General features: G+C 41.8%; 16 protein-coding genes. 14 read left to right on the forward strand and 2 right to left on the reverse strand.

All coding sequences use genetic code 11. The features are described 5' to 3' along the window. From GWD08_RS02890 to nadE, 13 genes are all read left to right on the forward strand, one after another. Positions 1 to 1650, forward strand: a complete 1650-nt coding sequence (locus GWD08_RS02890) for an ABC transporter permease (protein WP_159564127.1) — start codon at positions 1 to 3, stop codon at positions 1648 to 1650. A 193-nt stretch (positions 1651 to 1843) separates the two neighbouring features. Then, positions 1844 to 2794, forward strand: a complete 951-nt coding sequence (gene rsmH / locus GWD08_RS02895) for a 16S rRNA (cytosine(1402)-N(4))-methyltransferase RsmH (RefSeq protein WP_159564128.1) — start codon at positions 1844 to 1846, stop codon at positions 2792 to 2794. A gap of 5 nt (positions 2795 to 2799) precedes the next feature. Continuing rightward, positions 2800 to 3123, forward strand: a complete 324-nt coding sequence (gene ftsL, locus GWD08_RS02900) for a cell division protein FtsL (protein ID WP_159542853.1) — start codon at positions 2800 to 2802, stop codon at positions 3121 to 3123. Between the two features lie 3 nt (positions 3124 to 3126). Further along, positions 3127 to 5379 (forward strand): penicillin-binding protein PBP2X, encoded by a 2253-nt coding sequence (gene pbp2x, locus GWD08_RS02905; RefSeq protein ID WP_159542850.1) that lies wholly within the window; start codon positions 3127 to 3129, stop codon positions 5377 to 5379. A gap of 1 nt (position 5380) precedes the next feature. Continuing rightward, entirely contained in the window at positions 5381 to 6388 is a 1008-nt protein-coding gene (gene mraY / locus GWD08_RS02910; RefSeq protein WP_159564129.1) for a phospho-N-acetylmuramoyl-pentapeptide-transferase, read from the forward strand. 73 nt (positions 6389 to 6461) lie between these two features. Next, positions 6462 to 7805, forward strand: coding sequence for a DEAD/DEAH box helicase (locus GWD08_RS02915; RefSeq protein WP_159564130.1), 1344 nt, complete (start codon positions 6462 to 6464; stop codon positions 7803 to 7805). A 952-nt stretch (positions 7806 to 8757) separates the two neighbouring features. Beyond that, positions 8758 to 9564, forward strand: a complete 807-nt coding sequence (locus GWD08_RS02920; RefSeq protein ID WP_159564131.1) for an amino acid ABC transporter permease — start codon at positions 8758 to 8760, stop codon at positions 9562 to 9564. After that, positions 9561 to 10304, forward strand: a complete 744-nt coding sequence (locus tag GWD08_RS02925; RefSeq protein ID WP_159542842.1) for an amino acid ABC transporter ATP-binding protein — start codon at positions 9561 to 9563, stop codon at positions 10302 to 10304. Before GWD08_RS02920 ends, GWD08_RS02925 begins: the two co-directional genes overlap by 4 nt. Positions 10305 to 10403: 99 nt before the next feature. Beyond that, a complete protein-coding gene (locus GWD08_RS02930) occupies positions 10404 to 10628 on the forward strand; it encodes a DUF4059 family protein (RefSeq protein ID WP_159547771.1) in 225 nt (74 codons plus the stop codon). A 61-nt stretch (positions 10629 to 10689) separates the two neighbouring features. Continuing rightward, positions 10690 to 11607, forward strand: a complete 918-nt coding sequence (gene trxB, locus GWD08_RS02935) for a thioredoxin-disulfide reductase (protein WP_159564132.1) — start codon at positions 10690 to 10692, stop codon at positions 11605 to 11607. A gap of 613 nt (positions 11608 to 12220) precedes the next feature. After that, positions 12221 to 13618: an amino acid permease gene (locus tag GWD08_RS02940; protein WP_159564140.1), complete on the forward strand. Its 1398-nt coding sequence runs from the start codon at positions 12221 to 12223 to the stop codon at positions 13616 to 13618. Positions 13619 to 14013: 395 nt separating this feature from the next. After that, entirely contained in the window at positions 14014 to 15474 is a 1461-nt protein-coding gene (locus tag GWD08_RS02945) for a nicotinate phosphoribosyltransferase (RefSeq protein WP_159547851.1), read from the forward strand. Then, the gene (nadE, locus tag GWD08_RS02950; RefSeq protein ID WP_159564133.1) at positions 15471 to 16295 is read left to right on the forward strand and encodes an ammonia-dependent NAD(+) synthetase; all 825 of its coding nucleotides are present in this window, start codon (positions 15471 to 15473) and stop codon (positions 16293 to 16295) included. Before GWD08_RS02945 ends, nadE begins: the two co-directional genes overlap by 4 nt. Positions 16296 to 16461: 166 nt before the next feature. Here the strand turns inward: nadE and pbp1a are convergent, their stop codons facing one another. Further along, a complete protein-coding gene (gene pbp1a / locus GWD08_RS02955) occupies positions 16462 to 18687 on the reverse strand; it encodes a penicillin-binding protein PBP1A (protein ID WP_159564134.1) in 2226 nt (741 codons plus the stop codon). Further along, a complete protein-coding gene (gene recU, locus GWD08_RS02960) occupies positions 18674 to 19282 on the reverse strand; it encodes a Holliday junction resolvase RecU (RefSeq protein WP_159564135.1) in 609 nt (202 codons plus the stop codon). The genes pbp1a and recU overlap by 14 nt, the downstream gene beginning before the upstream one ends. 78 nt (positions 19283 to 19360) lie before the next feature. On the opposite strand from recU, the gene GWD08_RS02965 reads away from it, so the two are divergent. Continuing rightward, positions 19361 to 19876 carry an SLOG family protein gene (locus tag GWD08_RS02965; protein ID WP_159564136.1) on the forward strand — a complete coding sequence of 172 codons (516 nt, stop codon included), beginning with the start codon at positions 19361 to 19363 and terminating at the stop codon, positions 19874 to 19876. Positions 19877 to 20027: the final 151 nt, after the last annotated feature.

Raw genomic sequence — 20027 nt, forward strand, 5'->3', positions numbered from 1 at the left:
ATGATTCGTTGGTCCATTATTTGGGAACTTATTAAGATCAATATTCTTTATTCCAACCCATCAGCACTCCATAGCCTTAGGCGCAAGCAGGAAAAAAAGCCCAAGGAAAATTTTCATGCTTATGCTAGTATGCTGCGCGGTCAAGCTTTCCTCTCCCTCTCTTTCTTGCTGGTTTACATCTATATGTTTATGGGTGTTAATTTTAAGCATTATCCGGGCTATTTTTCCTTCTACCTTGCCTTATTCTTTGTCATGGCGACGGTTAGCTGCTTTACAGCCATGTACTCAGTTTTTTATGACAGTAGAGATATTAAAGGCTATGTGCCTTTGCCGATTCGCCCGGTCGAAATCTATCTGGCCAAGGTCGTTGCCTCGCTTGGGATGGGGACACTGTTTTTGATGCCGCTCTTTCCCCTCTTTATCATTGCTTACTGGCAAATGCTGGCGGGGCCTTTAGCTATCTTTTTAGCCCTGATGATGTTTGCCATCATTTTAGGTTCAAGCTTAGTCTTATCACTTATTTTGACTGCTTTGGTTGGGCACATTATCGTTCGTAGTCGGCATCGTAAGCTCATTGCTACTGCCTTGATTTTCTTTTCAAGTTTAGGTGCCTTTGGGTTGCTCCTTTATCTAAACATTGTGAACACCCAGCGGATGGCAGTGGGCGATCAGTTGAGTGATCAGCCTTTGGTTCCTTACTTTGCAGGCTTCTACCACGTGGTTCAAGCCCCCTTGTCGCAGGCTAGTTTACTGCATTTTTGGGCACCGCTTGCTTTGACGTTTGCTTTGGCAGCTTACCTTTATTGGAAAGTCATTCCAAATTATTACAACGAAGCCCTTTACCAACAAAAGCAATCAGCTAAAAAGCCAAGTAAGTCTAATTGGCAGACGATTAAAAACAAGGACCATTTGGCAATGGTTTGGTTCAAGCACCACGTTGCCACTGTGCAGGATCCAACCTTATTGAGTCAGACTTTTTTGCTTCCTCTATTTATGCTAGCTTCCTTATTTATGCCGCTTTTTATGAATGCAAGAACGATTGGTCATTTTATAACCGCTGATTACTTTGGAGCAGCTGCCTTAGCTGGCATTACCGTAGGGGGAATAACCACGCTACCAACAACCTTTGTCGGGGTAGGTATTTCCCTGGAAAAAGAAAATTTCAACTATATCAAGAGTTTACCTGTCTCGATGAAGTCATTTTTACAGGGAAAATTCTTCTCCCTGCTCCTCTTACAAATTGGTGTTCCTGTCTTGTTGTTTCTGATCCTTGAGGTAAGCCTATTTCACTTTAATGCCCCTATTTTTCTAAGCTTTATGCTGGCTTACCTGCTCAGCAGTGCCTTGATGGGGCAAATCTTCTATCGACGCGATTACAAAAACCTTAATCTCAATTGGCAAAATGTCACTGAATTGTTCACACAGCAGGGCAATCAGTGGCTATTTATGGGAATAATGTTGGGTGCTGTCCTTATTGGTGGAGGCTTATTAGGAGGCGTGGTTATGCTTTCTATAGTCACCCAGCAAACCCTATTGATTAATAGCTTAACGATCCTTTTGATGTTGGGCATAGCAATTGCTGTGCAACTATTTTTGCATCACAAGTTTTGGAAGCAGCTAGCACAAGGCCTAGACTCAGAGGCTCACTAACTGAACCTAGTGCTTTATCACAGACTGTGATGGGATCAGAAACGATTAGCACAAAAGAATTCTGGTAATGGGTTTGGTAGCTTGGCTGCCTGGCCCTTTTTGTATGGGGTGCGGACATGCTTGACCCAAGGACCAGCAGTGCGGCCTTGACTTTTGGTTTTCTAAAACTATAAAATGTGGTAGAATTAAAGCTATGACTAAAGATTTTCATCATATAACTGTCCTTTTACAGGAAACTGTTGACATGCTCCAGATCAAGCCAGATGGTATCTACGTTGATGCAACGCTAGGTGGAGCAGGTCATTCGGCTTATTTGTTGTCCCAATTGAACGAAAAAGGACACCTATTTTGTTTTGATCAAGATCAAAAAGCCATTGATCACGCCAAAGTGCGCTTAGCTGAGTTTGTGGCTAAAGGTCAAGTAACCTTTATTAAAGCTAACTTTCGAGACTTAAAAGCCCAATTATTAGAACGTGGTGTGACCACCATTGATGGAATTCTTTATGATTTAGGGGTTTCTAGTCCTCAGCTGGATGAGCGAGCCCGCGGCTTTTCCTATAAACAAGATGCGCCGCTTGATATGCGGATGGACCGTGAGGCTCCCTTAACGGCCTATCAGGTTGTCAATACTTATAGCTATCAGGAGCTGGTTCGCCTGTTTTTCCGTTATGGCGAAGATAAATTTTCCAAGTCCATTGCGCGTAACATTGAGCAAGCAAGAAGCAAAAAACCAATCGAAACCACGACTGAATTGGCAGAATTAATTAAGTCTGCCAAACCAGCAAAAGAATTAAAGAAGAAGGGGCATCCAGCCAAGCAGATCTTTCAAGCCATTCGTATTGAAGTCAATGATGAATTAGGAGCAGCGCAGGACTCTATTCAGCAGGCTATGGATCTCTTAGCTGTCAATGGGCGCATTGCGGTGATTACTTTTCATTCCCTAGAGGATCGCTTAACCAAGCAATTGTTTAAAGAAAGAAGTCATGTAGATGTCCCTAAGGGACTGCCTTTTATCCCCGATGACTTAAAACCAACATTCCAAGTGGTAACGCGCAAGCCCATCTTACCCAGCGCTGAAGAATTAGCAGCTAATAACCGTGCACACTCTGCTAAATTGCGTGTTGCACAGAAAGTACGAAATTAACGACTATGATAAATGAAAAAAAGACCCAAGCGGTTTCAACTGTTTTACAAAAGCGGATAAAAACTTTCTCTCGGATTGAGAAGGCTTTTTATGCAGCTATTATTATCACTTCCATTACCATGGCAGTAAGTATTATTTATCTGCAAAGCCGTAGACTGCAAATGCAACAAGACATTACAGCTCTCAATAGTCAAATTAGTGATAAAAAAACAGAACTCAACAACGCCAAGCAAGAGGTTAATGAATTGACACGGCGGGATCGAATTGTGGATATTGCCAGCAAGGCAGGATTGAGTAATCAAACTAATAACATTAAAAAGGTAGAGTAATCGATGAGAAAATTGCAAGGTTATTTCCTAGATTACGTCGTTCGTGATCGCAAATCACCCGTCAAAAATCGGATTCATGTGGGACAAAATTTGATGATTTTAACCATTTTTATCTTTTTTGTCTTCATTATTAATTTTGTCATCATTATTGGGACGGACCGAAAATTTGGCGTTAATTTGTCCAAGGGCGCGCGCAATGTCTACCAAGAAACCGTTAATGTCCAAGCCAAACGTGGGACTATTTATGATCGTAACGGTGTAGCCATTGCTGTAGACTCTACAACCTATAGCATCTATGCCATTTTAAATAAATCCTTTGTTTCAGCGACAGGTGAAAAATTATATGTTCAACCGTCGCAATACCAAGAGGTTGCGCAGATTTTAAATAGCCAATTAGGTATCAAAAAGCAATTGGTCTTAAAGCAGCTCAAGCAAAAGGGCTTGTTTCAGGTTTCTTTTGGCACGTCTGGCTCTAATATTTCCTATAGCAAGATGACTAAGATCCGAACGGAAATGGAAAAAGCTAGTATCAAAGGCGTGGCCTTCACCCCAAGTCCTGGTCGTATGTATCCTAATGGCACCTTTGCTTCAGAATTTATCGGCCTAGCCTCTTTACATGAAAATAAAGATGGCTCAAAAAGTTTAGTGGGAAAAACAGGTCTAGAATCTTCCCTTAACAAACTCTTGGCTGGTCGAGATGGCATTATTACCTACGAAAAAGATAAAAAAGGAAATACGCTCCTTGGGACGGGCAAGACTGTTCAAAAACCAATTGATGGCAAGGATATTTATACGACCATTTCTGAACCCATTCAGACCTTTTTGGAAACCAAGATGGATGTATTTCAGAATAAATCCAAAGGGGTCTTGGCTAGCGCCACCCTGGTTAATGCTAAGACAGGCGAAATTTTAGCCACCTCCCAGCGGCCCAGCTATAATGCCGACACCCTAGAAGGTCTTAACAATAAGAACTACAACTGGAAAAGCGCACTTTACCAAACCAACTTTGAGCCAGGTTCCACCATGAAGGTTATGACCTTAGCTTCTGCTATTGATAAGGGTGTCTTTAAACCAAATGAAGTGTTCTCTAATGCTAACGGGATTACGATTGCCGATGCAACTATTCAGGACTGGGCTATCAACGAAGGAGTCTCGACTGGGCAGTATATGACCTATGCCCAAGGATTTGCCTATTCTAGTAACGTTGGCTTAACCAAATTGGAACAAAAAATGGGAGATAAAGTTTGGTTGGATTACCTGACTAAATTCCGCTTTGGCTTTCCAACTCGTTTTGGAACAGGAGATGAAGAAGCCGGTATTTTTCCGTCAAACAATGTAGTGACCAGAGCGATGAGTGCCTTTGGTCAGGGGATTGGTGTGACACAGATCCAGATGTTGCGAGCTTTTTCAGCCATCTCTAACAATGGTGTCATGCTAGAGCCACAATTTATCAGTCAAATCTATGACCCTAATACCGCCTCTTACCGCACAGCGGCAAAAGAAGTTGTGGGCAAGCCAGTATCGAAAAAAGCAGCCAGTGAAACCAGAGACTATATGGTAACTGTTGGAACTGATCCTGTATACGGAACCCTATATGCGCCAGGTTCTGGACCAATCATCAAGGTTGGTAATCTACCTATCGCGGTAAAATCAGGAACGGCCCAAATTGCAGCTGACGATGGGAGTGGTTATTTAGAGGGTGGCCAGACCAATTATATCTTTTCAGTTGTTGCCATGGTGCCTTCAACCAATCCAGATTTTATCATGTATGTGACAATGCAACAACCACAGCACTGGAGTGGGATGTTCTGGCAAGATGTGGTTAATCCTGTCTTAGAAGAAGCCTATTTGATGCAAGACACCCTCAAACGCCCAGTGGCTGATAAGGGCCAAAAAGAAACAAGCTACCAGGCTCCAAAGCTCAAAGGCAGTAAGCCTGGCAATCTATCAGATGAATTGCGAAGAAACTTAGTTCAACCAATTGTCCTAGGTACAGGGACCAAAGTTAAGAAAGCCTCAGTTACCAAAGGAACACCTCTGGCAGCAAACCAGCAGATCCTCTTATTGACGAATGATTTTGATACCTTGCCAGATATGTATGGCTGGACGAAAAAAAATGTCGAGACCTTTGCTAAGTGGCTGGATATTGAGATAGAATATAAAGGCTCTGAATCTGGTACAGTGACCAACCAATCGGTAACTGTGGGTACGTCACTGAAAAAACTCAAAAAAATAAAAATAACTCTAGGAGATTAACATGTTTTTAACCATCGTTGCCGCAATGGTTTCCCTGCTTGTGACTGCTGTTACCATGCCATTTTTTATACGTTACTATCAGTTGAAAAAAATCGGTGGCCAACAAATGCATGAAGATGTTAAACAACATTTAGCAAAAGCAGGAACACCAACCATGGGTGGCACGGTTTTTCTGGCCGTCGCAATTACGACTGCCTTTGTGCTTGGCTTATTGCATTTTACTCAGTGGCATGAAATTCGCTTAATAACCGGAATGCTCTCTGTAGTACTTATTTATGGAATTATCGGTTTTTTAGATGATTTCCTAAAGATTTTTAGGCAAGTGAATGAAGGCTTAACGCCTGGCCAAAAGATGACTCTGCAGCTTATTGGTGGCTTGATATTTTATCTCATTCATGTCTTGCCAAGTGGGACTAATGCCGTGAATGTTTTTGGTTACCAGATACCCTTGGATTTTTTCTATGTTTTCTTTGTGCTTTTTTGGGTAGTTGGGTTTTCCAATGCGGTCAATTTAACCGATGGCATTGATGGACTAGCTTCCATCTCCGTTGTGATTAGCCTACTTGCCTATGGCGTTATCGCCTATGTGCAACAACAGTTTGATGTTTTGCTGATTATTGGGGCAATGATTGGTGGTTTAATAGGCTTTTTCTTCTATAATCACAAACCAGCCAAGGTCTTCATGGGTGATGTGGGGAGCTTAGCACTGGGTGCTTTGCTGGCTGCAATTTCCATTACTCTCCACCAAGAGTGGACCTTGTTAGTGATTGGATTTGTCTATGTTTTGGAGACGCTTTCAGTAATGATGCAAGTTTCCTATTTCAAATATACCAAAAAGAAATTTGGTGAGGGAAGACGTATCTTTCGAATGACACCTTTTCATCATCACTTAGAGCTTGGCGGTTTAAGCGGCAAGGCTAGTCGCTGGTCGGAATGGCAAGTGGATGCCTTCTTATGGACACTTGGTCTAGCAGCAAGTGCCCTAGTTCTAGCTATTTTATATTTATGATGGTTAAAGCAGTGGTTAGCCACTGCTTTTTGCCTGGTTCACCCTTTGTGGTATAATAGGAAAAGAGGTACCTATGTCATTTAAAGATTATCATTTTAAACACTATATTCAGGAGGCTTTGGCAGCCATCCATTTTGTGGAACCGACCCCTGTGCAACAGCGCTTGATTCCTTTTATTAAGGCTAATCGAGATATTGTCGGAGAATCCAAGACAGGTTCTGGGAAGACACATACTTTCTTGTTGCCCTTGTTTGAGAAACTAGATGAAGCCAGCCCAGATGTCCAAGCCGTCATTACCGCCCCTAGTCGGGAGCTAGCTACGCAAATTTATGAAGCTGCTAGGCAAATTGCAGCCTATGCGCCGACTGAAATACGTCTGGCTAACTATGTAGGTGGGACCGACAAGCAGCGGCAAATTGAAAAACTCAAACACGCCCAGCCCCATGTGGTTATTGGCACACCAGGACGTATTCACGATTTGGTTAAATCTGGTGATCTGGCGATTTATAAAGCGAAGACTTTTGTCGTTGATGAAGCAGATATGACTCTCGACATGGGCTTTTTGGAGACAGTGGATAAAATTGCGGCAGCCTTGCCCAAATCGGTTCAGATCTTGGTCTTCTCCGCAACAATCCCTCAAAAACTACAGCCTTTCTTGAAAAAGTACTTATCCAATCCTTTGATTGAGCAGATTAAAACGCAGACGGTTATTGCCGATACCATTGATAACTGGCTAATTTCTACTAAGGGTCGTGATAAGAATAGTCAAATATTACAGCTCCTAAAGACAATGCAGCCCTATTTGGCCATGCTGTTTGTCAATACAAAAGAGCGTGCTGATGAGTTGTATGCTTATCTCATCAGTAATGGCTTAAAGGTTGCTAAGCTCCATGGTGGTATTCCACCGCGCGAGCGCAAACGCATCATGAACCAAGTCAAAAAACTCGACTTTGAATACATTGTCGCCACAGATTTGGCGGCGCGTGGGATTGATATTGAAGGCGTCAGTCATGTGATTAATGACGCCGTTCCCACAGACCTCTCTTTCTTTGTTCACCGCGTCGGGCGAACAGGTCGCAATGGCTTGACTGGCACCGCTATTACTTTTTATCAACCAAGTGATGATGCTGATATTAGAGAACTCGAAAAAATGGGCATTACCTTTGTTCCAAAGGTTTTAAAAAACGGAGAAGTCCAAGACACCTATGATCGGGAACGCCGCCAAACTCGCGAAAAATCCTATCAAAAATTAGATACAGAGATGCTTGGCTTAGTTAAAAAGAAAAAGAAAAAAGTCAAACCAGGCTATAAGAAGAAAATTCAGTGGAAAGTTGATGAAAAGCGTAAGCGTGAGCGCCGTGCTAATGAACGAGCCAAGGGACGCGCTGAGCGTAAAGCAAAAAAACAAAGCTTTTAAGGGCAGGTGGACCCGGTTAGCAAGCTAGTCAGCTAGTTAATAAATTAACCAGTCGGTTAACAAGTGCACTGCTAGTCAGCCAGTCAATTAATAAGCTAACAAATGAATGCCTTGTCTGGCTGATCGCTAGCAGCATAAAAAGTCAGGTGAGGCCTCGTCTGCTTGAGAGCTCTACGCAATCCTTGTGCTCACAAGCGTATGTCCGTGTAACTGTAGTAGCTGGCCAATGACTGACAACTGAGTGCTAAGCATGCGAGTAGATGAACAGCGTCTACTCCCTAAACCCTGCTGCGGTGGTGGCCTTACCCACTCCAGGTGATAATGAGCTAGAAATGATAAGGCCACAAATGACTCACGAGCGAAAAAACACATCACTAGGAGAACAATCTTAGTGATGTTTTTTGATGTTTTTAGTTTCTCTATTGAGTGTGCTTCCGTCAGCAAGCAATTACTAGTTTTTTAATGACGTCACAGTAAAATCAAGCCCCAAAAGAGTGACAATCAGCCTATAACAGACCATAACGTTCTTAAAGTGCAAAAGCAGCCTTGTTATCCCAGGTTTAGTAGACAAAAAAGCGGCTGTAGCATGCGCTTTAAGAGCAAGGCTAGCCGACAATTCCTGAGGCAGCCCGCTGACGCTTGGCGACTTTAGCCGGCAACTCCTGCCAAGACAAGTCGGTAATTTCCGGGGAGTTTCAGCCGGCAATTACTCAGTGTTTTTGTGCTTGTCTTCTTTTTTTATAGACTTTGCTTATCACGATGATAGAAAATCACTATTGGGCGAATTACTTTACTTTTGTTATAATGACTGTTAAGCTAAAAAGGAGTTTAACTTAGCATCAGCAAGGAGCTAAGCCCTATTGCAAGCCTTTTAGGCTTTGCAAATACAAATACAATGGCCAACAAATGGCCATGCCTTATTCTAAGCATATTCGAAAAGGAAAGGATAACTATGCCACTATTATTAATAGGTGCTCACTGGACCTGGTATAGCAAACTTATTGAATGGCTGCCGCATGGCAAGTTATTTAGCTGGCATGCTGTTTTTGATGCCATCCCAAGCATTGTTGAACGCTTGCCCTTGACAATTGGTCTGACCATTGCTGGGGCATTTGTTGGTTTGCTGCTGGGCCTCTTATTTGCAGTAGTCAAAATTAATCGCGTACCAGTCTTATATCCCATTCAGGCGGTCTTTGTCAGTTTTTTACGCGGCACTCCGATTTTAGTGCAACTGATGTTAACCTACTACGGGATTCCTTTATTTCTGAAGTATTTAAATCTTACCTATCAGCTCAACTGGAATATTAATGCTATTCCAGCGGCCATTTTTGCGATTACAGCCTTTGCTTTTAATGAAGCAGCTTATATGAGTGAAACCATTCGCGCAGCTATTTTAGCAGTCCAACAAGGCGAAATTGAGGCAGCGCGCAGCTTAGGGATGACCAATCGGCAGGTTTACCAGCGGGTAATCATTCCTAATGCCGCAGTCATTGCCACACCAACCTTGATTAATAGTTTAATTGGCTTGACAAAGGGAACCTCACTTGCTTTTAATGCTGGGATTGTGGAAATGTTTGCTCAGGCGCAAATTTTAGGTGGGGCAGACTACCGTTATTTTGAGCGTTATATCTCAGTAGCGATTGTTTACTGGATCATTAGTATTATCATTGAACAAGCAGGAGGAGCCATTGAACGCAAGATGGCCATTCCAGTGCCAAAAGAAGAGCCACAGACAAGAGCAGGGGGCGAATTGGTATGATAACGATTAACCATCTACAAAAACAATTTTCAGGGCATAAGGTCTTAGAAGATATTTCCCTAACCATTGAAAAAGGCGAAGTCATTGCATTGGTAGGCGCCTCTGGAGCAGGAAAATCGACCTTCTTGAGGAGTTTAAATTATCTGGAAGCGCCTGATAGTGGCCAGATCACCATTGGTCAAATGACCATTGATTTTGCAAAGATTAGCAAGCCAGAAATCTTGCAGTTGCGCAGAAAATTAGCAATGGTCTTTCAACAATTCAATTTATTTGAGCGGCGGACGGCTCTGGGAAATGTCAAAGAAGGCTTGCTGGTGGTTAAGAAAATGAGCGATCAAGAAGCCACTCAGATAGCCCGCAAAGAGCTTTCAAAAGTTGGTTTATCAGATCGGGCTAATTACTATCCCAAGCAGCTCTCTGGTGGTCAAAAGCAGCGTGTTGCTTTAGCGCGTGCGCTAGCCATGACCCCTGAGGTGTTGCTCTTAGACGAGCCCACCTCTGCCTTAGATCCTGAGCTGGTAAGTGAGGTTGAAAAGGCCATTCAATTAGCTGCTGAAGCAGGACAGACGATGATTTTGGTCAGCCATGACATGGCCTTTGTCGAGCAAGTAGCTGATCGCGTCCTTTTTTTGGACCAAGGACAGATTATTGAAGAAGGTAGCCCACAGCAATTAATGCGGCAGCCAAAAGAGCAAAGAACCAAAGAATTTTTTGCTAACTACACCAAATCCGCTCTTTAAGTGCTAACTTTTTGCTATAATAGAAGAAGTCTAGAATTTCCTAGACTTTTTCTTGTAAGAAAAGCAAGCTCGCAAGGGAGATTACTGAGAAGGTGAGATATGTTACAGCAAATTTTTAGTCTTTATATACAAGGGTTACTGATTGCAACGTTTTTAGTGGTAGCGATTTGTGCCCTGTGGACTTTTGTACGGGTGCGCACAAAAAAAGATAAAACAGCCCAAGAGCGTCAGGCCTTTTTATTAGACATGGTTTTGATTACTATATTAGTAATCCCCATTTTATCCTTTGCCATTATGAGTATTCTCCTAGTAGGAAAGGCATAAAAATTGCATAATCATTCAGGCGTTGTTACAATGAAAGCATGATATAAAAAAGGAGAATGATATGTATGATACGCTAATTGTAGGGTCAGGCCCTGCAGGGATGACAGCGGCTTTGTATGCGGCCCGTAGTAATCTTAAAGTAGCTATTGTGGAACAAGGTGCACCTGGTGGACAAATGAACAACACCTCTGAGATTGAAAATTATCCGGGTTATGACCAGATTACAGGACCAGAATTGTCAATGAAAATGTTTGAGCCTCTTGCGAAATTTCAGGTGGAGCATTTATATGGTATCGTTCAAACTGTTCGTGACCAAGGAAGCTACAAGGAAGTCGTCACAGAAGATAATATCTATCAAGCTAAGACCCTTATTATCGCCACTGGATCTAAATATAAAGTGCTTGGTGCCAAAGGTGAAGAAGAATACACCAGCCGAGGGGTTTCTTACTGCGCGGTCTGTGATGGGGCCTTCTTTCGTAACCAAGATTTATTGGTTGTGGGTGGCGGAGATTCCGCAGTTGAAGAAGCAGTTTATTTGACACAGTTTGCTAAATCGGTAACAGTCGTGCACCGGCGTGATCAGCTTCGCGCGCAAGCTATTTTACAAGAACGAGCCTTTGCCAACGACAAGATTTCCTTTATCTGGGACTCGGTTGTTGATGACATTCAAGGGAATGCTACTAGGGTTACCAATGTCACGTTAAAAAACGTGAAAACTGGCCAAATCAGCAATCACCCATTTGGTGGAGTCTTTATTTATGTCGGCCTTTTACCTGTGACAGCCATGGTAGCGGATCTTGGCATCACTAATGAGGAAGGTTGGATTGAGACAGATGATCACATGAGGACCACTGTGCCAGGTATTTTTGCCATTGGTGATGTTCGACAAAAGGACCTTCGACAAATTACCACGGCAGTTGGTGATGGGGCGATAGCTGGACAGGGAGTTTATCACTATTTGCAACAGCTAAATGACTAGTAACGTGATAAGGTTTGCATAATCCCTTGCCATCATTTGGCTCTCTTAGACTTTGAAAAAGCTAATACTTCGCTTAAGCTCTAAGAAAATAAGTGCTTACAGTGGTGAACACTACTTATCCCAATTAAAAAATGTTAATAACTGCATGACAACTTTGCTTGACAAAGCTTGCTGTCATACAGTTTTTTTGATTGAGTTTTTGGGACTTTAACAGCTTATTATGGCTAGGGTGAGTGCTTTAACTAATGTTCTTGCTGCTGATGTTTGCTGAGAGGTTTTGTAAGTTTAGACCTTACTTTCTTCATAATGTGCTGCGCTTAGCTCCCTCTTGTTCACACCATACACTTCCAGCTAATTCCTTTTCCAAATAGCTGTTGTTCCTCAGCACTCTTGTCTTTTGAGGGAGAAACAACTATGGTATAACCAAGCTGAATTTAAAGAATAAGTCCTATCAGAACAACTAACTGCATTATAACGATATCAAGAAAAACCATCTAATTAGTAAAAGCTTACTGTCTTTTTGTCATCTGACTGCTCTGGTCTTGCGACCAAATGTTGAAAATATTCTGAAAAACGAGTATAATAATTATATTTTTAGCGAATGGAGTGTATGATGTCCAACAAACAGACACATGAAACAAATGAATCACAAAATGGAATGGTGCGTGGCTTAAAAAATCGCCATGTTCAGCTGATAGCTATCGCAGGAACCATCGGGACTGGCTTATTTCTTGGGGCAGGTCGCTCTATTGCCTTGACGGGACCATCTATTATTTTTGTCTATATTATTACAGGCTTCTTTATGTTTTTGATGATGCGCGCTATCGGTGAGATGCTCTACTATGATCCTGATCAGCATACCTTTATTAACTTTATCAGCAAATACCTAAGTCCAGGTTGGGGACATTTTTCACTCTTGTCCTACTGGTTATCCTTAGTTTTCATTGGTATGGCTGATATTACGGCAGTTGGCACCTATGTGCAATATTGGTTTCCGACTTGGCCTTCCTGGCTGATTCAAATTGTTTTCCTGATTATTTTGTCATCGGTCAACCTGATTGCGGTTAAATTTTTTGGAGAAACTGAATTTTGGTTTGCGATGATTAAAATTGTAGCCATTTTAGCACTGATTGCGACAGCTATTTTTATGATTTTAACAGGCTTTCAAACACCAACAGGCCATGCTAGCCTTGCTAATATCACACGCCATTTTTCATTTTTTCCAAATGGAAAATTAAAATTTTTGATGGGATTTCAGATGGTTTTCTTTGCCTACCAAGCAATCGAATTTGTAGGTATTACTACTGCTGAAACGGTTAATCCACGCAAGGTTTTGCCAAAAGCAATCAAGGATATACCGGTTCGCATTATTGTTTTTTATGTAGGATCTTTGATTTCTATTATGGCCATTGTCCCTTGGTATGATTTACCAGTAGATAAATCTCCTTTTGTGATGGTTTTTCAATTATTAGGGATAAAATGGGCAGCGGCTTTGATTAACTTTGTCGTGCTTACCTCATCGGCTTCTGCTTTAAATTCGGTCCTTTATTCTACCGGTCGCCATCTTTACCAGATTGCCTCAGAATATCCGGTTAGTTTGATGGATAAATTGAAATTCAATACCCTATCAAGACAAGGTGTGCCAAGTCGTGCGATTATTGGCTCAGGTTTTATTATTGGTATTTCTGCGCTGATCAGTGTCATTCCAGGTATCTCAGATGCCTTTAGTCTGATTGCAGCCTCCTCATCAGGAGTCTATATTGCCATTTATGTGCTTACCATGCTGGCGCACTGGAATTATCGAAAATCGGCTGATTTTTTGGCAGATGGCTTTCTCATGCCCTATTATCAGGTGATCTCACCTATCACCATGGCCTTTTTCGCCCTGGTCTTTATTTCCTTGTTCCTACAACAATCAACCTACATTGGGGCTATCGGTGCAAGTATCTGGATAATCGTTTTTGGGATTTATTGTAATAAGAAATTTAAGCGCAAAGCAGTAGAACTGTAGAGGGTATTGGATTAAGCGATTAAGCCACTAGCAACAAAGGGCGGGCTTTTTGCAATGTAAAAATAAACCCGGTGATTGAAACACCTTATCTCATTTTTGGAGGTTAGTCCCGTTTGGGTAACCTCTTTTTTTATCCCAAGCCTAATCGTAGGGCCTAGCCAGCTCACTGAGTGGCCTAAATCCTAAGTTTATCAATTGTCCAGGTTGCTTGCGACGCTAGGGTCTTTAGCTGTGGTCTAAGACTAGTTTTTGCTTTAAGATAATTCCCTGGTCATTTAAGGAGTCGGTTAAGACAAGATCAGTAAACAAGGAAGTAATACTGTCTTAGTGCTAAGCGGTCAAGCTAATCATACTTTTATGTTATAATAAGAGCAATAATGAGAAGGAGTCCATACATGTACAACGATGATAGTCTCACACTTCATACTGATCTCTATCAACTTAATATGATGCAAGTTTATTTTGATCAGGGGATTCATGAAAAAAAAGCAGTCTTTGAGCTCTATTTTCGCAAAGAACCTTTTGATAATGGCTATGCTGTATTTGCAGGCTTACAGCGGATTGTTACCTATTTACAAAATCTGCGTTTTACAGAAAGTGATTTAGCCTACCTGCAGGATTTAGGTTATAAGGCTGATTTTTTAGCCTATCTACGGGAGTTCAAATTGGCCTTAACAGTTCGCTCAGCAAAAGAAGGTGATTTAGTTTTTGCCAATGAGCCTATCGTTCAAGTGGAAGGGCCACTTGGCCAGTGCCAACTGGTTGAAACAGCCTTACTTAATATCGTCAACTTCCAGACTCTGATTGCTACTAAAGCTGCGCGGATTCGCTCTGTGATTGACGATGAGCCTTTGCTGGAATTTGGGACACGCCGTGCCCAGGAGCTAGACGCCGCCATCTGGGGAACGCGAGCAGCAGTAATTGGTGGGGCAGATGCCACCAGTAATGTACGGGCAGGAAAACTTTTTGATATTCCTGTTTCTGGGACGCATGCGCATTCGCTAGTGCAAACTTATGGCAATGACTACCAAGCCTTTAAAGCTTATGCACATACGCATAAGGACTGTGTTTTTTTAGTTGATACCTATGACACCTTGCGCGTGGGTGTGCCTACAGCGATTAGGGTTGCTAAAGAACTAGGAGATAGCATTAACTTCCTTGGGGTTCGGCTGGATTCGGGCGACTTGGCTTATCTGTCAAAAAAAGTTCGCCAGCAGCTAGATGAAGCAGGCTTTCCTGAGGCGAAAATCTATGCTTCCAACGATCTTGATGAAATGACCATCCTTAACTTAAAAATGCAAAAAGCAAAAATTGATGTTTGGGGTGTGGGCACCAAGCTAATCACGGCATACAACCAGCCAGCCCTAGGAGCCGTTTATAAATTGGTATCCATTGAACAAGAAGATGGCAGCATGCGTGATACGATTAAGCTATCCAACAATGCAGAGAAAGTCTCTACACCAGGAAAAAAACAAGTATGGCGCATTACCAGTCGGCAAAAAGGCAAATCAGAAGGTGATTATATTACCTTTACCGACACAGATGTTACCCAACTAGATGAACTAGAGATGTTTCATCCCACCTACACCTATATTAATAAGACCATCCGTGATTTTGATGCGGTGCCACTCTTGGTAGATATTTTTGATCAGGGACAATTGGTCTATGACTTGCCTAGTTTGCAAGAAATCAAAACCTACGCTCGCCAAGAGTTTGATAAGCTTTGGGATGAATACAAACGCATCTTGAATCCTCAAGATTATCCCGTTGATTTGGCACTTGATGTCTGGCAAAATAAGATGACCTTAATTGATAAAATTCGCAAAGAAAATCTAAAGAATGGGGAGATCAAATGAGTTTACAAGAAGACATTATTCGGACACTAGGAGTCAAACCAGAGGTTGATCCTGTCCTTGAAATACGAAAAACACTGGACTTTTTAAAATCCTACCTTATCAAGCATCCTTTCCTTAAGACTTATGTGCTTGGAATATCTGGCGGCCAAGATTCAACCCTAGCAGGCAAACTAGCGCAAATGGCAATCGCAGAACTCCGTCAAGAAACTGGCGATGCATCTTACCAATTCATTGCCGTACGCCTCCCTTACGGAGTACAGGCTGATGAGGCTGATGCCCAAAGAGCCTTAGACTTCATTGCCCCAGATCAGACATTGGTCGTTAATATTAAAGCAGCCGTGGATGCCCAGGTCGCAGCACTCAAGGCAGCTGGGCTTGTTATTTCTGATTTTAACAAGGGAAATGTCAAAGCCCGCCAACGTATGATTACACAATATGCCATAGCAGGTCAGACCAAGGGAGCTGTGATTGGTACCGACCATGCTGCTGAAAATGTCACTGGTTTCTTTACAAAATTCGGTGATGGGGCAGCAGACATCCTCCCGCTTTTTCGCCTTAATAAACGGCAGGGCAAAGCTTTACTTGCTAAGCTTGGTGCCCCTCGTGCCCTTTATGAAAAGGTTCCGATTGCAGACTTGGAGGAAGAGCGACCTGGCCTAGCTGATGAAGTAGCACTTGGAGTTTCCTATCAAGACATTGACGACTATCTAGAAGGGAAACAGGTAAGTGCTAAAGCCCAAGCAACCATTGAATCCTGGTGGCTAAAAGGTCAACATAAGCGTCATCTACCGATCACTTTATTTGATGATTTTTGGAAATAAGCAAAAAGACAGTTAGTCTCCTAAAACTAACTGTCTTTTCTTACTATTTCAGCTCATGTATCCCAATGAAAAAATGTCCTAAAAAAGAATTCAGCTCTAAAACTGAATTCTTTTTGGCTTAGTCGTTCTGCATTCTCACAGACAACTCTGAGATTGGCTGGCTTACTTAGTGACCGTTTTGGTTAGTGGTGCCATTTTGGCTAGTGTTAGTGTTTCCACCAGGCACTGGTGTATTTGAGCCATTTCCACTGTTTGTGCCATTGCTAGCATTGCTATCATCCTTTGAACTATTAGTGCTATCTTCGGCTTCTTTAGCATGGGTATTGCTACTGTTGCTAGCAGCAGTGGAAGAGTTATTATAAATATTATTATAGACACTACTTGAGTTGGTGTTATTAGTGGTATAGGTACCGCCATTGAGATAGAGGTAATTACCACTGCGATAAAGGCCACTAGGCATTATCCAATCTTCGCTATAGCCATCTGTTAGGTAAGACATCATGTTTCGATAAACCAGTGAGGCGATTTTTAAACCATTCCCATAAACTGGCATCAAGCGATTACGGTACCCTGTCCAAACAGCCATGGCATATTTGTTAGTATAGCCGACAAAGTTTTCATCAGGGGCCATAGTGCCAACATAATCAACATAAAGGCCAAAGTTATTACCGATTTTGGTCAGTTCATCATCGGTGTAGTTGGATGTCCCTGTCTTTCCGGCTTGAATAACACCTGGAATCTGAGCCTCAATACCTGTACCATAAGTTAGAACAGTTTTTAACATATCCGTCATCATGTAAGCAGTTGTTTCTTTCATGACCCGTTTTCCTTTGGTATCAAAGGATTTTGTCGTTCCGTCGTTAAATTCAATCTTGTTAACGTACTGCGGTTTGTAGTAGAGACCACCATTTGAGAAGGCGGCATAAGCTGCTGCCATCTTTTCGCTACTAGCGCCATATTTTTGATCACTGCTACTTGTATTACTAGAAATAGCATTTGAATAATGCAATTCTGGGTAGTTAATGCCTAAATCGCTAAGGAATGATTTGGCATAACCAAGTCCGGTCGCTTCGAGTGCTTTAACCGCTGGAACGTTACGCGAGAGCATGATTGCAGTTTGGATGGTCATTAGGCCATTGTACCTACGATCCCAGTTATAGAGCTGGATATTTGTATCCGGCCAGTAGTAGACAGAGTCATTGATGGATTGTGCCGTTGAGGTATAGACGCCTGATTCAATGGCTGGTGCGTAATCTGTGATTGGCTTCATGGTTGAGCCCCAGTCACGGTCTGTAAGGACGGCCTGGTTGGTACCAAAGGATACTTTGGTATCTTGATGACGTCCGCCTAATTGGGCGATAACATGACCATTTGTAACATCAATAATGGTTGAGGCCACCTGGAAGTCCTTATCTGGGTAGGCCACATAGTCATGAGAATTATAAATGTCAAAGAGCCGCTGTTGAGCATCTGGCTGAATATTCGTATAGACTTTTAAGCCAGATGTGAAAATATCTTTATTGGTTTGCAGGCGGACATCCTTGATCACTTCTTTTAAGTAATTATCAAGGTATTTAGGATAGCTAGCCGATGCTTTTAGCGGTTGCAGTCCATCCGTAACTGGAGTGTTGATGGCTTTGTCATATTGAGCCTTACTAATATCACCATCAGCAAACATTTGTTGTAAGACAACGTTGCGGCGATTAGTCGCTGATTCAGGTTGATTATAGGGATCGTACTGGGTTGGCGCTTGAGGAATGCCAGCAAGTAAGGCTAACTGCGCATAAGAAAGATCTTTTAAATCTTTTCCATAATAAGCCTTAGCGGCAGTCAGCATGCCGTAGTTGCCATTTCCCATGTAGACTTTATTGATATAAAAAGTCAGAATTTCTTCTTTGGTGTATCGGCGCTCCATCTGCAAGGCTAACCAAACTTCTTGGGCCTTACGCTTGAGTGTTTGGTCAGATTCTTTGGTGGAGAAATAGGCAAGCTTAATCAATTGCTGGTCAAGAGTTGAGCCCCCTTGTGTGCCTGAGCTAGTCAAGTTATGCCAGGCAGCTCCCATAATCCGATACAAATCGACACCACGGTGTTTAAAGAACCGTTTGTCTTCAATTGCTGTAATAGCGTTGACCAGATTGAGTGGAATGCTATCAGCAGTAACACTCTCGCGTTTTTCTGACCCCAAATCAGCAATTAATTTATTATTTGCATCATAAATTAAACTTGAATTGGTTGATTTAAGTGAGTTCTCAGATAGCTTTGGAGCTGTACTGATGTAAAATAGAAAGAGCAATGCTCCAAGGACAATACTAAGAATAATCAGGCTAACCAGCCCAGCCAAGACATATTTAAGGATTTTGAGAGTTTTTGGATTATTAATTGTCATCACCGCCTAATAAATTTTGTTCAATAATTTCTAGATAAGGGACCTGAGGAAAGGCTCCTATTGTTATCTTAAAGCCGTGCTTTTTGATATAATCAAGTGGCAGGGACTTATTTCCCTGCTCGATTTGATAATAATCAATCAGGGCTCGTGCGGGCAAATAGTAGGTTTCCTTTAATGTGGAAAAATGTAACAGAACAAAACAAATACCTGCTTGTTGTAAAACAGCCTCCATATGTTCAATTTGATGCAAATGAAAATTTTTCAGCGGCATAGCTGTTTTTTGACGAGTTTCTTTTGCTTCAAAATCAATGTAGTGCCCCTGGTAGACGCCACAATAGTCAGTTGTTGAAGCCTGTCTAAAGTAAGCTTCAACAATTTTAGCCTTGCTTCTTTTGGGGTAGTCTACCTTAACGATTTGAATCGGAGTAGGTTTTTTATGGATGACGGCGATGTTACGCGATAAATAATAGGCATTTGTCGCATTAATCGCTGCCTCAAAGGACATCCCACGATTGGCAAAATCAACTTTGGCTTTGGACAGTTGGTTTTGTACTGTTTTTTCTCTTTTACGAACAATATGATGTGGATAATTAACCATTATTCTCCTGTCATGTTTCACTTAATGAGAAATTTAGCACATTTTATTATATCATATTTTTTGAAAGGACAACACCTATTGACTGCAATTCTGATTAAAGGTTATCGTAGCTTTGAACTCGGTATTTTTAAAGATAAGGACCCGCGTATAACCATCATAAAAAAGGCCATTAGAAGCGATCTGCTGCGCTTTATTGATGAAGGGGCAGATTGGTTTATCTTTACAGGTGATTTAGGTTTTGAATACTGGGTTTTAGAAGAGGTTACTAGTCTCCAATCTGATTATTCGATAAATACAGCTACACTGTTTGCTTTTGAAAACCAGGGAGCTAATTGGAAAGAAAGCAATCAGGAAAAATTAACCCTTTTTAAGCAAGCCGATTTTGTCAAATATAGTTTTCCTGCCTATACAAATCCATCGCAACTTCAGCAACACCAGCGTTTTTTGCTTGATAATACGGATGGAGCCTATCTCTTTTATGATCCAGAAAATGAAACCAATCTAAAATATCTCATCAAGGATATACAGGACAAAACTAGCTATACTACCCACTTTTTAACCTTTGATCGCCTAAATGAAATAGCAGAAGAATAGTCAGCGTTTTTTAAGCAAGCGGTCTGAATCATTCCCGTAGTTAGTTATTCCATAGCCATCATAGCTTTTCAAACCCTCAAAAAAGAAAAATCGCCACGTTAAGTAGCGATTTCAGATTGAAGACAAAGCTCTAGGAATTGATTTTTCTAGG

The organism is Streptococcus halichoeri (genome assembly GCF_009870755.1).
Lineage (GTDB): Bacteria > Bacillota > Bacilli > Lactobacillales > Streptococcaceae > Streptococcus > Streptococcus halichoeri.